16 protein-coding genes and 2 pseudogenes are annotated in these 18,964 nt (G+C 68.8%); 6 read left to right on the top strand and 12 right to left on the bottom strand.

Annotation, left to right across the window (positions count from 1 at the left end):
- Nucleotides 1–26: 26 nt before the first annotated feature.
- Nucleotides 27–1,195: pseudogene (locus AC1RRV_RS00375) on the top strand (MFS transporter).
- Nucleotides 1,196–1,221: 26 nt separating this feature from the next.
- Nucleotides 1,222–2,256, top strand: a complete 1,035-nt coding sequence (locus AC1RRV_RS00370) for an aldo/keto reductase (protein ID WP_492857585.1) — start codon at nt 1,222–1,224, stop codon at nt 2,254–2,256.
- Here the strand turns inward: AC1RRV_RS00370 and AC1RRV_RS00365 are convergent.
- Nucleotides 2,253–2,366 (bottom strand): annotated as a pseudogene (locus tag AC1RRV_RS00365) (hypothetical protein); the annotation flags it as partial. The gene AC1RRV_RS00370 and the pseudogene AC1RRV_RS00365 overlap by 4 nt on opposite strands.
- A 72-nt stretch (nt 2,367–2,438) precedes the next feature.
- Between AC1RRV_RS00365 and AC1RRV_RS00360 the strand changes: the two are divergent.
- The 3 genes from AC1RRV_RS00360 to AC1RRV_RS00350 all read left to right on the top strand — a co-directional run bounded on the left by AC1RRV_RS00360 (nt 2,439) and on the right by AC1RRV_RS00350 (nt 5,296).
- On the top strand, nt 2,439–3,209 hold the full coding sequence (locus AC1RRV_RS00360; RefSeq protein ID WP_492858087.1) for a sulfite exporter TauE/SafE family protein: 771 nt from the start codon (nt 2,439–2,441) through the stop codon (nt 3,207–3,209).
- A gap of 115 nt (nt 3,210–3,324) precedes the next feature.
- Nucleotides 3,325–4,011 carry a PAQR family membrane homeostasis protein TrhA gene (gene trhA / locus AC1RRV_RS00355; protein ID WP_492857584.1) on the top strand — a complete coding sequence of 229 codons (687 nt, stop codon included), beginning with the start codon at nt 3,325–3,327 and terminating at the stop codon, nt 4,009–4,011.
- Between the two features lie 13 nt (nt 4,012–4,024).
- Entirely contained in the window at nt 4,025–5,296 is a 1,272-nt protein-coding gene (locus tag AC1RRV_RS00350; RefSeq protein WP_492857583.1) for a patatin-like phospholipase family protein, read from the top strand.
- Nucleotides 5,297–5,410: 114 nt separating this feature from the next.
- On the opposite strand, the gene AC1RRV_RS00345 is transcribed toward AC1RRV_RS00350, so the two are convergent.
- The 9 genes from AC1RRV_RS00345 to AC1RRV_RS00305 all read right to left on the bottom strand — a co-directional run bounded on the left by AC1RRV_RS00345 (nt 5,411) and on the right by AC1RRV_RS00305 (nt 15,567).
- Entirely contained in the window at nt 5,411–5,749 is a 339-nt protein-coding gene (locus AC1RRV_RS00345; protein ID WP_492857582.1) for a hypothetical protein, read from the bottom strand.
- A gap of 80 nt (nt 5,750–5,829) precedes the next feature.
- Nucleotides 5,830–6,840, bottom strand: a complete 1,011-nt coding sequence (locus tag AC1RRV_RS00340) for a lipid A-modifier LpxR family protein (RefSeq protein WP_492857581.1) — start codon at nt 6,838–6,840, stop codon at nt 5,830–5,832.
- Between the two features lie 207 nt (nt 6,841–7,047).
- Nucleotides 7,048–8,928, bottom strand: coding sequence for a ribonucleoside-diphosphate reductase subunit alpha (locus tag AC1RRV_RS00335; RefSeq protein WP_492858086.1), 1,881 nt, complete (start codon nt 8,926–8,928; stop codon nt 7,048–7,050).
- Nucleotides 8,929–9,405: 477 nt separating this feature from the next.
- Complete coding sequence (locus AC1RRV_RS00330; RefSeq protein WP_492857580.1) at nt 9,406–10,614, bottom strand: OmpA family protein; 1,209 nt, start codon at nt 10,612–10,614, stop codon at nt 9,406–9,408.
- Nucleotides 10,615–10,948: 334 nt separating this feature from the next.
- Nucleotides 10,949–12,088 carry an ABC transporter permease gene (locus AC1RRV_RS00325; protein WP_492857579.1) on the bottom strand — a complete coding sequence of 380 codons (1,140 nt, stop codon included), beginning with the start codon at nt 12,086–12,088 and terminating at the stop codon, nt 10,949–10,951.
- Nucleotides 12,085–13,005 (bottom strand): ABC transporter ATP-binding protein, encoded by a 921-nt coding sequence (locus AC1RRV_RS00320; protein ID WP_492857577.1) that lies wholly within the window; start codon nt 13,003–13,005, stop codon nt 12,085–12,087. The genes AC1RRV_RS00325 and AC1RRV_RS00320 overlap by 4 nt, the downstream gene beginning before the upstream one ends.
- Nucleotides 13,002–13,985 carry an HlyD family secretion protein gene (locus AC1RRV_RS00315; RefSeq protein WP_492857575.1) on the bottom strand — a complete coding sequence of 328 codons (984 nt, stop codon included), beginning with the start codon at nt 13,983–13,985 and terminating at the stop codon, nt 13,002–13,004. Before AC1RRV_RS00315 ends, AC1RRV_RS00320 begins: the two co-directional genes overlap by 4 nt.
- Entirely contained in the window at nt 13,982–14,623 is a 642-nt protein-coding gene (locus AC1RRV_RS00310; protein ID WP_492857574.1) for a TetR/AcrR family transcriptional regulator, read from the bottom strand. Before AC1RRV_RS00310 ends, AC1RRV_RS00315 begins: the two co-directional genes overlap by 4 nt.
- Nucleotides 14,624–14,706: 83 nt before the next feature.
- Nucleotides 14,707–15,567, bottom strand: coding sequence for a class I SAM-dependent methyltransferase (locus AC1RRV_RS00305; protein WP_492857573.1), 861 nt, complete (start codon nt 15,565–15,567; stop codon nt 14,707–14,709).
- Between the two features lie 45 nt (nt 15,568–15,612).
- Between AC1RRV_RS00305 and AC1RRV_RS00300 the strand changes: the two genes are divergently transcribed.
- The gene (locus AC1RRV_RS00300) at nt 15,613–16,038 is read left to right on the top strand and encodes a helix-turn-helix domain-containing protein (protein ID WP_492857572.1); all 426 of its coding nucleotides are present in this window, start codon (nt 15,613–15,615) and stop codon (nt 16,036–16,038) included.
- 12 nt (nt 16,039–16,050) lie between these two features.
- Here AC1RRV_RS00300 and AC1RRV_RS00295 read toward each other — a convergent pair whose 3' ends face one another.
- Both AC1RRV_RS00295 and AC1RRV_RS00290 read right to left on the bottom strand, forming a co-directional pair.
- Nucleotides 16,051–16,935 carry an alpha/beta fold hydrolase gene (locus AC1RRV_RS00295; protein WP_492857571.1) on the bottom strand — a complete coding sequence of 295 codons (885 nt, stop codon included), beginning with the start codon at nt 16,933–16,935 and terminating at the stop codon, nt 16,051–16,053.
- Between the two features lie 209 nt (nt 16,936–17,144).
- Nucleotides 17,145–18,935: a cation:proton antiporter domain-containing protein gene (locus AC1RRV_RS00290; protein ID WP_492857570.1), complete on the bottom strand. Its 1,791-nt coding sequence runs from the start codon at nt 18,933–18,935 to the stop codon at nt 17,145–17,147.
- Nucleotides 18,936–18,964: the final 29 nt, after the last annotated feature.

Below are 18,964 nucleotides of genomic sequence, written 5' to 3'. Positions count from 1 at the left end.
TCAACGAGAGCCGCCCGAGCGCCATCATGCCCCTCGCCCTCTATGCCCTGACCGTCGGCGCCTTCGGCATCGGCGTCACCGAATTCATCATCATGGGCCTGCTGATCCAGGTCTCCGCCGACCTCGGCGTCTCGATCCCCGCCGCCGGCCTGTTGATGACCGGCTACGCCCTGGGCGTCTTCGTCGGCGCGCCGATCCTGACGCTGGCGACCCGCCGCCTGCCGCGCAAGACCACCCTACTGGTGCTGATGGCGATCTTCACCCTGGGCAATGTCCTGGCCGCCATCGCCCCGACCTACGGGGTGCTGATGGGCGCGCGGCTGGTCACGGCCCTGGCCCACGGGACCTTCTTCGGCGTCGGGTCGCTGGTCGCCGTCTCCCTCGTGCCGCCCGAGCGCAAGGCCTCGGCCATCTCGATCATGTTCACCGGCCTGACCATCGCCACCCTGCTGGGCGGCCGTTCGGGGCCTGGCTAGGCCTGGCGTTCGGCTGGCGCGCGGCATTCTGGGCCGTGGCGGGCGTGGGCCTGCTGGCCTTCGCGGTCCTGGCCGCCCTGGTTCCCAGCGCCCAGGACAAGATCGAACCGGCGCCCCTGCGCGAGGAATTCGCCGTCCTGGCCCGTCCGCAGGTGCAGCTGGGACTGCTGATGACCGTGCTCGGCTTCGGCGGCGTCTTCGCGGTCTTCACCTACATCCAGCCGATCCTCACGGAATTGGCCGGCTTCTCGAAGGAAGCCGTCTCGCCGATCCTGCTGGTGTTCGGCGCGGGGCTGGTGGTCGGCAACCTGGTCGGCGGGCGCTGGGCCGACAAGGGCCTGAACGCGGCTCTGGTCGGGACCCTGGTTCTGCTGACCGTGGTCATGGGCGGCTCGGCCTTCGCCTTCCACAGCCAGGCCGGGGCGGTGATCGTCGCCTTCCTGCTGGGCGCGGCCGCCTTCGCCACCGTCGCGCCGCTGCAGATGCGCGTGCTGTCGCAAGCCGGCGGCGCGGGCCAGGGCCTGGCGTCCAGCCTGAACATCGCCGCCTTCAACCTCGGCAACGCCTTCGGCGCCTGGCTGGGCGGGGCGGTGATCGCCCAGGGCCCGGGCCTCTCGGCCGTGCCGCTGATCGCCGCCGCCGTTCCGGCCTCGGCCCTGCTTCTCGCTGTCTTCAGCCTGAGCCTCGAACGCCGCGCCGCCCGCCTCGCGATCGCCTGATCCCTGTCTTCCCAAGGAGAATTCCCATGGAATACCGCACGCTGGGCCGCTCCGGCCTGAAGGTCCCCGCCTTGAGCTTTGGCGCCGGCACGTTCGGCGGCCAGGGCCCGTTGTTCAGCGCCTGGGGCGACACCGACATCGCCGGCGCCCGCCGGATGATCGACATCTCGCTCGAGGCCGGCCTGACCCTGTTCGACACCGCCGACGTCTATTCGAACGGCGCGTCGGAGGAGATTCTGGGCGCCGCCCTCGAAGGCCGCCGCGACCAGGCGCTGATCTCGACCAAGCTGGGCCTGCCGATGGGCGATGGTCCGCAGGACGCCGGCAGCTCGCGCCACCGCCTGATACGCGGCGTCGAGGATGCCTTGACCCGTCTGAAGACCGACCGCATCGACCTGCTGCAACTGCACGCCTTCGACGGGACGACGCCGGTCGAGGAGACCCTGGCCGCCCTCGACGACCTCGTCCGCGCCGGCAAGGTCCTGTACGTCGGCGCCTCCAACTTCTCCGGCTGGGAACTGATGAAGTCGCTGGCCGCCGCCGACCGCCACGGCTGGCCGCGCTATGTCGCTCACCAGGCCTATTATTCGCTGGTCGGGCGCGACTACGAGTGGGAGCTGATGCCGCTGGCCGCCGACCAGGGCGTCGGGGCCATGGTCTGGAGCCCGCTGGGCTGGGGCCGCCTGACCGGCAAGATCCGCCGTGGCCAGCCTTTGCCGCAGACCAGTCGCCTGCACGAAACCGCCGACTTCGGTCCGCCCGTGGACGACGAGCGCCTCTATCGCGTGGTCGACGCCCTCGACGCCATCGCCGCCGAGACCGAGAAGACCATCCCCCAGGTCGCCATCAACTGGCTGCTACGCCGCCCCACGGTCTCCAGCGTCATCATCGGCGCTCGCACCGAAGAACAGCTGCGCCAGAACCTGGGCGCGGTCGGTTGGAGCCTGACGCCCGAGCAGGTCGCTCGGCTGGACGCCGCCAGCGCCGTGACCCCGGCCTATCCCTATTATCCCTACTGGCGCGAAGGCGGCTTTCGGCAGGTGAACCCGCCGTTGGTTTAGGGCTCCGAACACTCGTCATCCCGGGCGGCGTAGCCGACCCGGGACCCAGGGGCCAAGCGCAATGCGGTTGCCCCTGGGTCCCGGCTCTCCGCTTCGCTGCGGCCGGGATGACGAGGAGGGGTTTGGCGAAAGACCAACCGATCCGCTCGCCAAGCGCGACTTTGGCGCTTATGCCTCGCCCCATGCTGACCGATCCGTTCTTCTACGCGGTGGCCATCCCGGCCGTGATCCTGCTGGGCCTGGCCAAGGGCGGGTTCGCCGGGATCGGGGTGGTGGCGGTGCCGATGATGGCCCTGGCCGTCTCTCCGGTCATGGCCGCCTCGGTCGTCCTGCCGATCCTGCTGGTCCAGGACGTGGTCAGCGTCTGGGCCTTCCGGAAGAGCTGGGACAAGGGCCTGTTGATCCTGATGCTGCCCGCGGCGGCGGTCGGCATCTTCCTGGGCTGGGCCCTGGCCGCCTTCGTCAAGGAGGCGGCGGTCGAGCTGGCGGTCGGCGTGATCTCGGTCGCCTTCGCCCTGCAGCGCCTATGGGCCGAGCGGGCGGTCAAGGCCGCCCAGCAGGTAGAGGCCGGACCGGGTCGTCCGTGGCTCGGCGCCCTGTGCGGGGCGGCGGCCGGCTTCACCAGCCAGATCGCCCACGCCGGGGGCCCGCCGTTCCAGATCTATGTCCTGCCCCGGCGCCTGGCGCGGGATACGTTCATCGGCACCAGCGCCATCTTCTTCGCGGTCGTGAATTGGATGAAGGTCCCGGCCTATGTCGCCCTGGGCCAGTTCACCCCCAAGGTGCTGCTGACCGCCGGCGTCTTTCTGCCATTGGCCATCGCCTCGACCTGGGCCGGGGTCTGGCTGGTGCGTCGCGTGCCGGCAGAAGGCTTCTACAAGGTCATCTACGTGCTGCTGGTCGTCGTGGGCGGCAAGCTGGTCTTCGATGGCGCGCGCGGGTTGGTCTTCTAGAGTCGTTTTCGCCGCGGCGTGTCGCAATCGCCCTTTCGCGGCCACGATGATCGACGCTTATATGTCATGGAACGGACCTAGGTTCGAACCTAGGCGCCATACCAGCGGGCGGGCCATGACTGAGACCACCACGACCCAGATCGTCGTCGACAAGCCGCCGACGCACTATCCGACCCCCGGCGCCAAGTGCGCCGACCTGGTGGTGCACCTGGCCGGCCTGGCCTGCGCTCTTCTGGGCGGCGGGATCCTGCTGGGCCTGGCCTTCGGGCTGGGCGACATCAAGCAAGTGGCCGCGATCAGCGTCTACACGGTGGGCCTGATCCTGATGCTGTCGCTGTCGACGGCCTACAACTTCGCCAAGGCTCGTTGGCGGCCGCTGCTGCGCCGCTTCGACCACGCCGGCATCTTCGTGATGATCGCCGCCTCTTACACGCCCTTCACCACCCAGAACCTGACCGGCTGGTGGGCGATCGGCATGACCACGGCGGTCTGGACGGTGGCGGGGATCGGCATCGCGGCCAAGCTGTTCCTGCCCGGCCTGGATAAGCGCTTCTGGGTCGGCCTGTACCTGGCCCTGGGCTGGCTGGTCCTGGTCGCGGTCAAGCCGATGATCGAGGGCCTGTCTTGGGTGGCCCTGCTGCTGCTGGCCATCGGCGGCCTGGTCTATTCGACCGGAACCATCTTCTATCTCATGCGTCGTCTGAAATTCCGCCGCGCCATCTGGCACGGCCATGTGATCGGCGGCGCCGGTCTGCACTACGCGGCCGTCCTGGTGGGCGTGGTGCTGACCAGTTCCCACTAGTTTCGAGGTGGACTTGGACAAGGATCCCGCTGGCAAGATCAGCCTCCAGGGCTTCTTCAAGGACTGGAAATCCAACGATCCGCTGCGCGGCAAGCGCCTGCCGACCCCGCCCGCCGACCGGCAGGTGCAGGCGGTGGGCTTTCCCGGCGTGCGGCTGACCGTCGACCAGGCCGAGGACGCCCTCAGGCAGGCCGCCGACCGCCTGGCGCCGCTGCGCTCGCTGATCGGGCGCGACGAGTTCAACATCCTGGCCCTGTCCGGCGGCGCGGCGGGCGGCGCCTATGGCGCGGGCGTGCTGACGGGCCTGAGCAAGGCCGGGCGGCGGCCCGACTTCGCCATCGTCACCGGGGTCAGCACCGGCGCGCTGATCGCCCCCCTGGCCTTCCTGGGCTCGGCCTGGGACGAGCGCCTGACCGACGCCTATGTCGGCGGTCACGCGACCGAGCTGCTCAGCCTGCGCCGCCTGGCCCCCGCCCTGGGTCCCAGCATCTTCAAGGGCGACTCCCTCGAGGCCATCGTCGAGACCTTCGTCGATCAGGAGATGGTCGAGGCGGTCGCGGTCGAGCACGCCAAGGGCCGCCGCCTGCTGATCGCCACCACCAATCTCGACAGCCAGCGCGCCGTGGTCTGGGACATGGGCGAGATCGCCACCCACGGCGGCGAGGAAGCGCTAAAGCTGTTCCGCACCCTGCTGGTCGCCTCATCCTCGGTGCCGGGGATCTTTCCGCCCAAGCTGATCGACGTCGAGGTCGACGGTCAGATCTATCAGGAAATGCACGTCGACGGCGGTGTCGCCGCGCCGCTGTTCCTGATGCCCGACGCCCTGCTGCACTGGCGCAACCTCGGGTCCCGCTTCCGGCGCGGCCGGGTGCACGTGATCGTCAACACCGTGCTGGACCCCTCCAGCCAGTCGACCCCGCCCGGCGTGGCCTCGATCATGAGCCGCAGCTTCGACACCATGCTGCGGTTCTCGTATCGCCAGGCGCTGAGCCTGGCCGCCGGCTTCTGCTCGCGTCACAACCTGCCGCTCTCGGTGGCCTCGATCCCCAACAGCTTCGAAGGCATGAACTTGCTGAAGTTCGAGACCGACCTGATGCGGCGGATCCACGACGCCGGCGTCGAGAACGCGATGGCCGGCTTGGTCTGGACCAACGCCGTCGAGGAACAGAGCTTGTGGCGGGGGCTGTTCAAAAGGCCGCCGGCCGCCTCGCCCGTGGCGGGAACGGGCGTGATGATCCGCGAGGAGCCTGACGCGCTCGGCCTCGAGGCGCCGCTGGAGCCCTAAGCGGGGGCGACGGCGCGGCTCATCGCGGGCTGGACGCGCACGAGGACGCTGAACGGGAAGAACCCGCCATGGCCACCGCCTGACCAACGCGGCCTGAGCGAAGGGTCCGGCTCTCTAAGCCTTCTTCAGCCAGCGCGCGCGCAGCTTCTCGACGTTCGGCGGGTCGCCACGAAAGTCGGAGGCCAGGCCCAGGCGGGCGTTGCACGACGGACAGCGGACCGACTCCTCGTCGGGCAGGTCGGCGGGCGGGTCGAAGCGCGTACCGCACGGCTTGCACTTCCAGTCGCCCACGGCCGGAGGCGGCGGGGGCGGCGGCGGCGCGGCCTGGGGCGTGACGAACACCGTACGCCCCGCCGGCTTGACCATGCGCTCGAGCGGCGGCGGGCCGCCAGGCGCGGCGACGCCGCTCTTGAGGCTCAGGGTCTTGCGGCGCGGGGGCTCGCTCTCGCTCATGATCTCGCGGGGCCTATGGACAGATCGGCGCTAGCTGCATGAAAGCGGCCGGAAACACAAGCTTTTAGGGGCGCGGAGCCCTACCAGTGCGGCTTCAGGCTGAAGGACAGGGCCACCACGTCATCCTTCTGGGTGGCGAGGCCCATGATGCCTTCCTTGGCGCGGATCTCGCGGTGGATGTAGCCGAACGAGGCCTGCATCGGGCCCTTGCGCCAGGCGACACCGGCCTGGCTGTCGCCGATCAGGCGGCTGGTGGCGTCCTGAGTGAAGCCCGCGCGGCTCCAGTCGCCATTCTGGCCACGCAGCATGTTCAGGCCCACGGCCCGACCGCTGGCGGCGGCATAGATGTACCAGCGACCGCGGCCGCCGAAAGCCTCATCGCCCTCGCGCACGTTGAGGGCGTCGTTCACCCGGTCGCCCACGTTCCGCTTCTTGCCCAGGCGCACGGTCGCCCCGGCCTCCGCCGACCCGCCGGCCCCGCCGAAGCCCACGCCCGCGTGCGGCGTGACGTCGAGGGCGTATTTGCGGCCCGCCAAGGCGACGGCCGAGGGCCAGCCGCGCGTGACGGTGACGTCGACGTCCTGAACCTCGTAGGCCTCGCTGTCGGGACGAACCAGGCTCAGGGGCGCGATCCCGGCGTTCCGGGCCACGCCGGCGACTGAGACCCGCACCTGATTGATCGGACCACCGGCCACGCCTTGGTAGGCGAAAGCGTTGGAGCGCCAGGTCACGGGACCCGCGCCATCGTAATAGCGGTCGGCGTCGAGGATGCGGGCGTCGCCGGTCACGGCGGCGGGCGATAGGGCGAAGCCGCCTTCGATCTGGGCTTCGGGCGAGGCCGCGTCACGGGCGGCGAAGCCGGTCTGGCTGGCCGACAGGTCCAGCGGGGTGGCGGCCTCGGGCCGCACCTGGAATGAAATCTTGGCGGGGGCGCTGGCGGCCGCCTTGTTTGGGGCCTGCGCCGTCTTATCTGCTGGCTTGGCGCTCTTGCCGGCCTTCGGGGCCGCGCAGGCCGTTGTGGTATGGGCGCCCGCGACGGCCACGATCATGGCCGCTACGCAGAAGACGGTACGCTTCTCGTTCGCCCGCATCGCGGACTCCCCAATCCCAACCCGATTCCCAGCCTACGTGCCTGCCGTCGTCTGTCTATCGTGACGAAAGAGCACAGGCCTTGAACCAACTCTGCGCGTTCAGGGTTCCCGGAATGTGAAGACGGCGGCGCGATTGCTCGCGCCGCCGTCGATTCAGGGATCACATCCCCGGCATTACTCGGTCAGCCGGGCCTACCGGTAGGTCAATTACTGGCAGGCGAGGCACTCGTCGTAGTCGGTCTTGGCCGGAGCGTCGAAGCCGCCCGTGATCTCGGCCTTCTCGCCCGCGCCGGCGTAGGACGCGCGCTGCACCGACTTGGAGCGTAGGTAGTAGAGGCTCTTCACGCCGCGCTCCCAGGCCTGCCAGTGCAGCATGTGGAGGTCCCACTTGTCCACGTCGCCGGGCAGGAAGATGTTCACCGACTGGCTCTGGCAGATTTCCGGCGTGCGGTCGGCGGCCAGCTCGACCACCCAGCGCTGGTCCAGTTCGAAGGCGGTCTTGAAGACGTCCTTGTCGTCCTGGCTGAGGAAATCCAGGTGCTGGACCGAGCCCTCGTGCTCCAGGATCGAACCCCACACCGCGTCGGTGTTGTGGCCCTTCTCCTCAAGCAGCTTCTCCAGATAGGGGTTCTTCACCGCGAACGAGCCCGACAGGGTCTTGTGGGTGTAGATATTGGCCGGGATCGGCTCGATGCCGGCCGAGGTGCCGCCACAGATGATCGAGATCGAGGCGGTCGGGGCGATGGCCAGCTTGTGCGAGAAGCGCTCCGTGGAGCCGCGATCGGCGGCGTCCGGGCACGGGCCCTTTTCCTCGCCCAGCGCCAGGCTGGCCTTGTCGGCCTCGCGGCGCAGGTGCTTGAACATCCGCATGTTCCAGCTCTTGGCCAGGGCGCTCTCGAACGGAACGTTCTGGCTTTGCAGGAAGCTGTGGAAGCCCATCAGGCCTAGCCCCACCGAACGCTCGCGCATGGCGGCGTAGGCGGCGGTCGAGGCCGCGTCCGGGGCGCGGTCGATGAAGTCCTGCAGGACGTTGTCGAGGAAACGCATGACGTCCTCGATGAACGTCGGATGGTCGCGCCATTCCAGATAGGTCTCGGCGTTGACCGACGACAGGCAGCAGACGGCGGTGCGCTCCTGGCCGAGGTGGTCGGTGCCGGTGTGCAGCATGATCTCGCTGCACAGGTTCGACTGACGGACCTTCAGGCCCAGCTCACGCTGGAACGAGGGCATGGCCCGGTTCACCGTGTCGGAGAAGATCAGATAGGGCTCGCCGGTCTGCAGGCGCAGCTCCAGAACCTTCTGCCACAGGGCGCGGGCGTCGACCTCGCGCAGCACTTCGTTGGTCTTGGGCGAGCGCAGGCCGAACTTGGTCCCGTCGCGCACGGCGAACATGAACTCGTCGGTGATGGAGAGGCCGTGGTGCAGGTTCAGGGACTTGCGGTTGAAGTCGCCCGACGGCTTGCGGATCTCGAGGAACTCCTCGATCTCGGGGTGGTGGATGTCGAGATAGACGGCGGCCGAGCCGCGACGCAGAGAGCCTTGGCTGATGGCCAGGGTCAGCGAATCCATCACGCGGATGAAGGGGATGATGCCCGAGGTCTGGCCCTGGCCCTTCACCTTCTCGCCGATGGAGCGGACGCCGCCCCAGTAGGTGCCGATGCCGCCGCCGTTGGCCGCCAGCCAGACGTTCTCGTTCCAGACGCCCAGGATGCCGTCGAGGCTGTCGTTGACGGCGTTGAGGAAGCAGCTGATCGGCAAGCCGCGGTCGGCGCCGCCGTTCGACAGCACAGGTGTGGCCGGCATGAACCACAGGCGGCTCATATAGTCGTAGACCCGCTGGGCGTGCTCGGCGTCGTCGGCGAAGGCCGTCGACACGCGGGCGAACATGTCCTGATAGGACTCGCCGGGCAGCAGGTAGCGGTCTTCCAGGGTGGTCTTGCCGAAGTCGGTCAGCAGGGCGTCGCGCGAGCGATCGACCTGGACCTTCTGCACCAGCGCCAGCTGCGGGCGCTTGGCGGGCTTGATCGCGGCCAGGCGGGCCTCGTTCCGGATGTTCGTCTTCGCCGCTTCACTGCCGTTCATGACCAAATCCATTGCTCAATCAGCGTGTTCCGGTGAAGGGAAAGTCCCAACCAGCCGCTATATCTTGTGGCTGAGGAGCCCCCTCAACCCACATATGGGGCCACAGTGGTGAATGACTCGTCAACGGTGTGGGCCTGAGTTTTTCGTTAACAACCTGTGAACGCCCAGAACTTGTGAGGCAGGATCAAGGGGTTGCCTCCACGAACTTTTTTCACCCGCGACAGACCGCCGCAAGACGTCCCGGGACATCCGCCCCCGGACAACGTTGTTCGCTCACAGGATGACCACAAGGGATAGTAGGCGGCGGTGGATGGGACCGCCGGAGCGGGTCCGGCGCGCACCTCGGCGGAAGGCCCGGAAACCGGGGGTTTCGCCGATCAGGCCCTCGCGTGGAGGGCGCCCAGCCGGACGAAAGCGGTCCGGACAAAGAGAAAGGGCCCGGCGTTTCCGCCGGGCCCTCCCAATCGTGCAGTCGATTCGATCTTAGAAGTTGATCGAGATCGTCGAACGGCGGTTCAGCGGTTCCTTGACACCATCGCCAGTGGCGACGGCCGGAGCGCTTTCACCCTTCCAGTCGACGCCCAGGACGTTCTGCGGAACGCCTTGCGAGACCAGAGCGTCGGCGACGGCGCGAGCGCGACGTTCCGAGAGCTTCACGTTGTAGTTCGGCGAACCCGAGGTATCGGCGTGGCCGACGACAACGATCTTGGTCGAGTGACCGTCGTTGGCGTACTTCGCGGCTTCCGAAACCACCGTTTGGGCTTCCGGCGTCAGGACCGATTGGTCGAACGGGAAGTAAACGATGAACTCGCGGGCCTCATACTGCGGCGGCGGAGGCGGAGGCGGCGGCGGCGGCGGGGGAGGCGGCGGAGGCGGAGGCGGCGGGGGAGGCGGCGGCGGGGGCGGCGGCGGCGGAGGCGGCGACGCGAACGAGTAGCGCAGACCCACGGTCAGCGACTGGTCGCGATACTGGCCTTCGAAGTTGCCGGCCTGCAGCAGGCCCGAACCGGTCGTCTGCCACGTGTGGTCGGCGCCGGTCAGATAGCGGTAGGTGAAGTCGATCTTCAGCTTGTCGGTCGCCTTGATCGACGCGCCGAGGATGGCCTGCCAGGCCACCGCCAGATCGTTGTCGTCGGCGGTCAGGTTCTGGACAGCCACGTTGGTCGCGGTGACCGTGCCGACGCCGCTGAATTGACCCAGCGTCTTAACGTCGATGCGGTTCAGACCGATGCCGAGACCGGCGTAGGGGTTCAGCCATGCGTCCGGAGCGAAGTCATAGATGACGTTTGCCATCAGGCTCCACGAGTCGATCGAACCGTCGGGACGACCGCAGGTCTGGGCCGCCGAGGTACGCGTGACGCCCGGGGTGCAGAGAGCGACCGGCTGTTGGCGCACGGCGCTGCCGTGGACGCTGTCCAGGTCGCCGGGGCGGTAGCCGCCTTCGACTTCAGCACGCCAGTGCGGGTTGAATTGGTAACCGAGGCGCACAAAGCCGGTCCAGTCGTTCTGCGACTTCCAGGCCCAGTGATAGTGCGCGCCGTCCGGAGCGTTGGTGTCCGACTCGGTCTTGATGCTCTGCGGCCAGTGATAGCCGAGGTCGACCGCGCCGTACCAGCCGGTCTCTTGGGCCGAAACGCCCGACGCGGCGAACACCGCGGCCAGAGCAGCTCCCGCCAGGAGGTTGAGTTTCATCGTTGAAGAGCCCTCTATTGCCCTGCCCAGGCCGGAGACCGACCGAGCATCGTTATACCAAGGCAGACGCCACGGGAAAGTGTCAGCAAAGACACACTCGTCAGGTTTCGCCCCCTGCCCATTGCTCAGGAAAGCTAAACAAGACCGCCCCTCAGAATCAACTTCCGAGCGTGCCCGCCGACATCCACGGAAGATTAGCGTCAGCTTAGCTGGGTTCGCACGTGAGCCGTTTGCACGCAAGGGCTTGCGGCCATGAAATGGCCAAGCATTCGTCAAACACCACCGAATTTCCGCATCGTGTGGCGGTTTCCGTCAGGTCCTCGACCAACAACGTCTAGTCCAGGGTGGTGCGGTAGCGGGCCATGGCCAGGCCGGAGATCACGACGACGAACAGTCCGAGCGCCGAGAGACTTGGCCATAGCTCGACAACGCCGAGCCCTTTCAGGAGCGCGCCTCGAACGACTCTCAGGAAGTGTGTCACCGGTATCACGGTGCCAAGCGACTGCGCCCAGCCCGGCATGCCCCGGAACGGGAACATGAAACCCGACAGCAGGATCGAGGGCATGATGTAGAAAAACGACATCTGCATCGCCTGCAGCTGGGTCCTCGCCACGGTCGAAATCAGGAAGCCCAGGGCCAGCGAGCCGATGATGAACAGAAGCACGCCCAGCGACAGCGCCCCCCACCCTCCGGCCATCGGCACGGCGAACAGCGCTCTGGCCAGCACCAGGATCACGACCGTCTGGATCACCCCCACCGCCACATAGGGCGTCAGCTTGCCGATCATCACCTCGATCGGCCGGGCGGGCGTGGCCAGCAGGCTCTCCATGGTGCCGCGCTCGTACTCGCGGGTGACCCCCAGCGAGGTCATCATCACCAGCGTCATCGACAGGATCACGCCCAGCAGCCCCGGCACGATATTGTAGGCGGTGATGGCCTCGGGATTGTAGCGGCGGTGGATCACCACCTCGAACGGATCGCCGCCCTGGGGCCGGGCCACGGCGCCGACCAGATCGCGGGTCAGGGCCGTGCGCGGCAGATTGGCTAGCGCCGCGATCGCGCCGCCGGTGGCGGCCGGGTCGGAAGCGTCGGCCTCGACCAGGATCTGGGCCGAGTCGCCGCGCACCACGCGGCGGGTGAAATCGGCGGGAATGGTCAGGGCGAACTGCACCTCGCCCCGCGCCACCGCTTCGTCGAGCTCGGCCGGTGAAGACACGGTGCGGACGATCTCGAAATAGCCGCTGTTCATTAGGGCCGAGAGGGTCGAACGCGCCATCGGGCTATGGTCCTGCACCAGGACCGCCGTCGGCAGGTGTCGCGGATCGTTGTTGATGGCGTAGCCGAAGAGCATCAGCTGCACGATCGGCATGACCAGGATCATGGCGTAGGTCAGCCGGTCTCGGGTGAGCTGGATGAACTCCTTGATCAGCACCGCCAGGATGCGGGCGCCGGACAGGCGGGTTCGCGGGCTCATTGAAAATTGTCCGAAGACTGGCTCATCAGCCGGATGAACACGTCCTCCAGCGTGGGCTGGACCTCGGTCCACTCCAGGGGCGGCTTGCGATAGGGGGCTATGGCCGCCTCAAGCGCCGCGCGGTCCGCGCCGCTGACATGCAGGGCCGCGCCGAAGGGAGCGGCCATGGTCACGCCGGGCCGGGCGGAGAGCTCCCGGGCGAGGCGATCCGCCCCCTGCCCTTCGGCCCGGAAGGTCACCAGGCCCGATCGCTCGATGACCTCGTCGGCCGTGCCGCGCGCCATCAGCCTGCCATAGGCGATGTAGGCGATGTCATGGCAGCGCTCGGCCTCGTCCATGTAGTGGGTCGAGACCATCACGGTCAGGCCCTCGGCCGACAGGGCGTGGATCTCGTCCCAGAACTCGCGCCGCGCCTTGGGATCGACGCCGGCGGTGGGCTCGTCGAGCAGCAGCAGCCGAGGTCCGTGCATGATGCTGGCGGCCAGGGCGAGGCGCTGCTTCCAGCCGCCCGACAGACTGCCGGCCAGCTGTTTCTTGCGGGCGGTCAGGCCCAGGCGATCCAGGCTTTCCCTCACCCGCTCGCGGCGGCGGTCCAACTCGTGGACGCGGGCCACGAAGTCGAGGTTCTCCTCGATCGACAGGTCCTCGTAGAGCGAAAACTTCTGGGTCATGTAGCCGGTCTGGCGCTTGACCGCTTCGGCGTCCTTGCGGAAGTCCAGGCCCAGCACCTCGCCCTCGCCGCTATCGGGAGTCAGCAGGCCGCACAGCATCCGCAGTGTGGTGGTCTTGCCCGAGCCGTTGGGACCGAGAAAGCCGGTGATCCGGCCCTTCTCGACCTGGATCGAGACGTCCTGCACCACGTGGCGCGGACCGAAGCTCTTGTTCAGCCCTCGGACGTCGACCGCCAGCTCGCTCACCGTTCGCCCTCCAGCGGGACGATGTCGACCGGTTGGCCAGGGGCCAGCGGCCTTCCGGGGTCGGGCCTGGCCTCGACCAGGAACACGAGGCGCTGACGGGCGTCGCGGCTGTAGATCACCGGCGGGGTGAACTCAGACCGGGGGCTGACATAGTTGATCCGGGCGGACCGCTCGGCCCCGCAGCCGTCGCACGAGAAGCGGACGGTCATGCCGGTCCGATACCGCGCAACCTCGCCCTCCGGCACGAAGAAGCGCAGCCGCACCCGGTCGTCGGCCAGCAAGGCCACGACCGGCTGGTTGGCCGCCGTCCATTCGCCGGGCTGGAAGAAGACGTCCTGCACCCGGGCCGCCGCCGGGGCGCGCGGGCTGATCTGGTCGAGGCGATCCTGGGCGGCGGCCAGGGTCTCGCGGGCGGAGGCGACGGCGGAGCGGGCGGCGCTGACCGCGTCGGGCCGCGCGCCCAGGGTCCCGACGTCCTTGCGGCGCGCGACCGCGGCGGCGTTGGCGCGGGCGGTGTCGAGGGCGGCCTTGATCTGGTCCAGCCGAGCGGGAGCGTAGATGCCCTTCTTCACCAGCGGCGCGATGCGATTGAAGTCGGCCTGGGCCTGGCGCACCTGGGCCTCGGCGGCGGCGCGCTCGGCGTCGTACACGGCCAGCTCCTGCGGGCGCTGGCCTTTCTCGGCGTCGCGCAACTGAGCCTCGGCGATCGCCACCTGGGCGACGGCCTGATCGCGGGCGGCGGTCAGCTGGCCGGCGTCCAGAGCAAACAGCGGCTGGCCCGGCCTGACCCGATCGCCGCGCTGCACGGCGACGGTGCTGACCAGGCCCGCATTCGCGGCTCCGACATAGAGGGTCTCACCCTCGACATAGCCCGACAACCGCTGCGGCCGGTGGGCGTCGGGACCCAGCAGGCGCCAGCCCAGGAAACCGACGAGGCCGATCGCGGCCGCCGCGACGACGATGCGGACGCGCGAGTTCATGGCAGGATCACCACCCGTGACGCCAGGCCGGTCAGCACCGTCTCGCAGTGCTGCAAGGCCAGGGCCTCGAGGTCGATGGTCGGCGCGCCGACCGGGGCGAAGGTCTCCTGCCAGATCACGCCCATCAGGACCGGCCCGACGATGCTGAAGGCCTGGAGGCGCGGATCGCCCGGACGGATGTCGCCGCGCTCCTGGGCTCTTTCAAGCGCGCCGCTCATCGCCCCGAGCGCGCGACTGACCACCTCGTCGTGCCAGACGCGGGCCAGCTCCGGAAAGTTGCGCGACTCGCCGATGACCAGCTTGGCCACCGCCCCCAGGCGCGAGGTCCCGATGACCTTGACGATGCGACCGACCGCCAGGCGCAGCAGGTCCGGGAAAGGCAGGGTCGCCTGGGCCAGCATGGCCTCGACCACGTCGAGATTGGGGGCCACCGCCTCGCGGACCACCGCGCGGAAGATGTCCTCCTTGGTCTCGAAATAGAGATAGAGCGCGCCCTTCGAGACGCCCGCCTTGGCGGCGATCTCGTCCAGCTTCGCTCCGGCGAAGCCCTTTTCCGCGAACACCTCGAGCGCCGCCTGGACGATCTCGCCCGGCCGCGCCTCGCTGCGCCGCCGCCATTTGGGGGAACCGGCCTGCATTGTCGTGATCCAATATATAACTGACTGGTCGGTTATATATTGGATCTGTGGATAATTCAAGCCGTCCTGGATGGCGCGGTCGATCAGGCCTCCGCGGTCACCAACCAGCAGGCCGAGGTCATCTGGGCCATGCCGCTCTTGGCGTAGGGCTCCAGCGCCTGGGCCACCGCCTCGCGGACTTGGCCGCGCACGGTCTCGTCCTCCTGGGCCAGGATCGGGTTCAGCGGCCCGACCTTGAGGCTCATGGTCATCAGCTCCTCGAAGCTGAGGGGACTGGCGAGGTCCAGCGGCGCGATCGCGATCTTGGACCAGCCGCTCTCCTCCAGGATCCCGCTTACGCGGTCGGGATCGGCGAAGGCGAAGCGACCGGGCGCATCCTTTTCGAACGTCGGCACGGTCGACAGGAATGGCGCGGCGGCGCGCAACGGGACCAGCGACAGCGGATTCTCCTCCGGTCCGCGCCAGGCGGCGAAGGCCAGCTTCCCGCCCGGCTTGGCCGCCCGCCGCAGATTGGCGAAAGCCGCGACCGGGTCGGGGAAGAACATCACCCCGAAGCGCGACACGATGGCGTCGAACGGGGTCGCGAAGACATGGGTCTGGGCGTCGGCCAACAGGAACTCCGCGCTCTCGATCCCCTCCTCGCCCGCGCGCCGCCGGGCCAGCTCGACCAGCGCGCCGGAGATGTCGACCCCGACCGCCCTGCCCGTGGGTCCCACTCGCCAGGCCGCCGCGAAGGTCGTCGCGCCCGAGCCGCAGCCGACGTCCAGCACGCGCTCGCCGTTCACCGGACCGGCGGCGTCGACCACCGCCTCGGCGATCGGAGCCATGATCCGGTCCAGCAGCGCCTGCTGCTCGACCCAGACCCGGCTGGCGCGGTCCCAGTAGGCGGCCATGTCGCGATCGGCGGTCGTGTTCATCGTCATCTCCGTCATTGCGAGGATCACCCTCGCCGCGCATCCTGCAAGTTTAAGCGCACTTGAGGTCAAGCCGTGTTCGACATCGATATTTCCGAACTGGCCAAACGGTCAGGCGCCCGCGCCTCGACCCTGCGGTTCTACGAGGAGAAGGGCTTGATCGCCTCGACCGGGCGACGGGGCCTCAAGCGCCTGTTCGCGCCGGACACCGCCGAGCGCCTGGCCCTGATCGCCCTGGGCCGCGCCTCGGGCTTCTCACTGGACGAGATCGCCGGGATGCTGAGCGGCTCCAACAAGCATGGGCCCGACATCGACCGGGACCGCCTGCGCGCCAAGGCCGCCGAGCTCGACCGCAAGATCGAGACCCTGACCCGCATGCGCGACGGCCTGCGCCACGCGGCCGACTGCCGCCAGCCCACCCTGATGGGCTGCCCGCACTTCCTGCGGATCGTGAAGGTGGCGGGCCACCCCCGCCGGCGGTTCAGGGCGGAGGCGGTTTAGGGGGCGCCCTCTTCAGTGTTCCGACAAGAATTCGATGAGAACCGGCGCGATGGCCTCCGGACGGGCGTTGTGGCCCTGACCTTCGAGGGTGCTGCGTCGTGCGTTCGGGATGATCTTGGCGATCCTGTCGGCCGAGACGCGCATGAAAGGCATGGTCTCGGCGCTCGCGCCGCCGTCCATCACCAGGGTGCTCGCGCGAATCTTGGCGGCCCGCTCGACGGGAACCGAACGATCGTCGCCAAGCGCGGCCACGTCATAGGCCAGCGTCGGCGCCATCGCTTCCATGCCGGCCCAGGCGGGCGAGCTTTTCATCTCGGCGACCGCGGCGTCGGGTATCCCGACGAACCTCATGTGGTGCAGCACCGCTTCGCCGCGACGCCCCTCGGCGAGCAGGTCGGCCTGCTCGGACCTATAGGCTCTCCATTTGGCCTCGGCGCCGACCGACTCGTCATATGGCGCTTCGTAGATAGCCAGCTTGCCGACCTTGGGGCCCAGAGCGCTCGCCGCTTCCAGAGCCAGCGCGGCGCCCGAAGAGAAGCCGACCAGATGGGCGGTTCCGCCGGCCGCCTCGATCAGCGCCGCGATATCTTCGATCTCGCGTTCAACGGCGCGAGGTCGAGCGTCGCCGCTACTTCCCCGTCCCCGCCGATCATAGCTGTAGACCGAAAAGCGCTCCGCCAGCAGCTTGGCGATCCCCGCTCCAGCCTCCCGCCCGGCCAAGGCGCCATTCACCAGGATGACGGGAGCGCCAGCCCCCTGCTTGTCGTAGACGATCCTGGTGCCGTCGCTTGAAATGACCGCCTGCATCTTGTTGACCGCCTCCACGGAATGCGCCGGTGAGCGATCCTGCCTTCGCCCGTCCTCGGCGCCGCATCCGGTCAGCGTCGCGGCGACCACGAGGCAAGCCGCCCCGATGATCGATGGCCGCGCCATCCGGCTTCGAGAAGGCTCGGCGGGTCGGCGCCGGGTGGCCGGGTCGGGTCGTGCGTGCGAGTTGGGCGTCATGGCGTGGTCGCTTCGGCCGAGGTCCTCGTTGGCCCTGCCTTAGGCCCCGGCCGCCGCGATCGCTTGGGGGAAATTGCGCATAGAGCGGCGGCCCTTACAGACTACCGCAGACTCGCGTCCCGCAGCCTGCGCCGCCGGCCGCCCAGTGCGTCTGGGCGGTTCAGCACCTTGCGGTACTCGTCGCGGCGCTCGTGGATCGAGGCGATGACCAGGCCCATGGGGACGCCGATGTCGACCAGAACGGCTTCGGACAGCTGCAGGCTGGCCTCGATGGTCTCGGGGACCGCGTCGGTGGCGCCCAGTTCGTAGAGTCTGGCGGCGTGGCGGGCGTCGCGGGCGCGGACCACGATCGGCACGTCCGGTCGCGCGCCGCGCGCCGAGGCGACCACGGCTTCAGCGGCCTCGGGCGCGTCCATGGTGATGACCACCGCCCGGGCCGTGGCCAGGCCGCAGCGCTCCAGCAGCTCCAGCCGCGAGGCGTCGCCGTAGTAGATCCGGTCGCCGTTCCGCCGCCCTTGCTCCACCAGGCGGGCGTCGCGCTCGACGGCTATCCAGGGCAGGTCGTGGCGGCCCAGCATGTCGCCGACCAGCTTGCCGACCCGGCCGAAGCCGACCACCAGCACCTGGCCGGCCGGCTCGGGACCGACGCGGTCGGGACCGCCAACCGGCGCCTCGGAGGTCAGGGGCGCGTTGGACTTGCGGCCCAGATGGCCGCCCAGGGCCGCAAGGCCCGGGATCAGGAACATGGTCAGGGTCGCCGAGACCAGCACCGCCTGGCCGATGGCCGGGGTCACGACCTCGGCGCTCATGGCGTTGTCGAGCAGCACGAAGGCGAACTCGCCGCCGGCCGCCAGGATCAGGGCCGCCTCGGTCGCGGCCTTGCGGCCCAGGCCCATGACCACGCCGATGCCGAACACCACCGCCGCCTTGACGACCAGCAGACCCAGGGCCGTGGCCAGGATCACCCCAGGCTGGGCGACCAGCAGGGAGAGGTCCAGCCGGATACCCAGCGACACGAAGAACAGGCTGAGCAGCAGACCCTTGAACGGCTCGATCTTGACCTCGACCTCGTGGCGGTACTCGGTCTCGGCCAGCAGGATGCCGGCCACGAAGGCGCCCAGGGCCATCGACAGGCCCGACATCTGGCTGACCATGCCCGCGCCGATGATCACCAGCAGGCAGGCGGCCATGAACATCTCTTCGCTCTTGGCCTTGGCGACGGACTTCAGCATCGGCCGCAGGGCCAAGCGACCGACCAGGACGATGCCGCCCAGGCCCAGGGCGGCGGGGGCCAGGGCCAGCAGGTCCTTCATCTGGAACGTGCCGTTGCCGCGCCCCAGGATCGCCAGGGTGATCAGGATCGGGGCGACGGCCAGGTCCTGGAACAGCAGCACCGAGAAGGTCGCGCGCCCCGCTTCCGAGTGCAGCCGCCGCCGCTCGGCCAGCACGGGCACGGCGATGGCGGTCGAGGACAGGGTCAGGGCCGCGCCGATAGTCAGGGCCGCCACGGGATCCTGGCCCAGCAGCATGGCGCCGCCGCCCAGGGCCAGCGAGCAGGCGATCACCTGCACCGCGCCCAGGCCGAACACCAGCCTGCGCATCAGGCGCAGACGCTCCCAAGAGAGCTCGAGCCCGATCATGAACAGCAGGAAGACCACCCCGAACTCGGCCAGCTGGGCGATTTCGTCGGGATTGTCGACGGTGACGTAGTCGAGCCAGGGCGCGGCGTGGATGAACCGGCCCAGGCCGAACGGACCCAGGATCACCCCGGCCAGCAGGTAGCCCAGGATCGGATTGATCTTCAGGCGCTTGAACAGCGGCGCGACGATGCCGGCGGTCGCCAGAAACAGGACCAGGTCCTTGTAGCTCTCTGGTGAAACCTCGTGCGCCACGCGCCCTCCTTACTTTGCTTCCTTTGCTT

The sequence above is a fragment of the Caulobacter sp. GW821-FHT11E10 genome (assembly GCF_058808375.1).
This window is presented reverse-complemented; position numbering and strand designations above follow the sequence as displayed.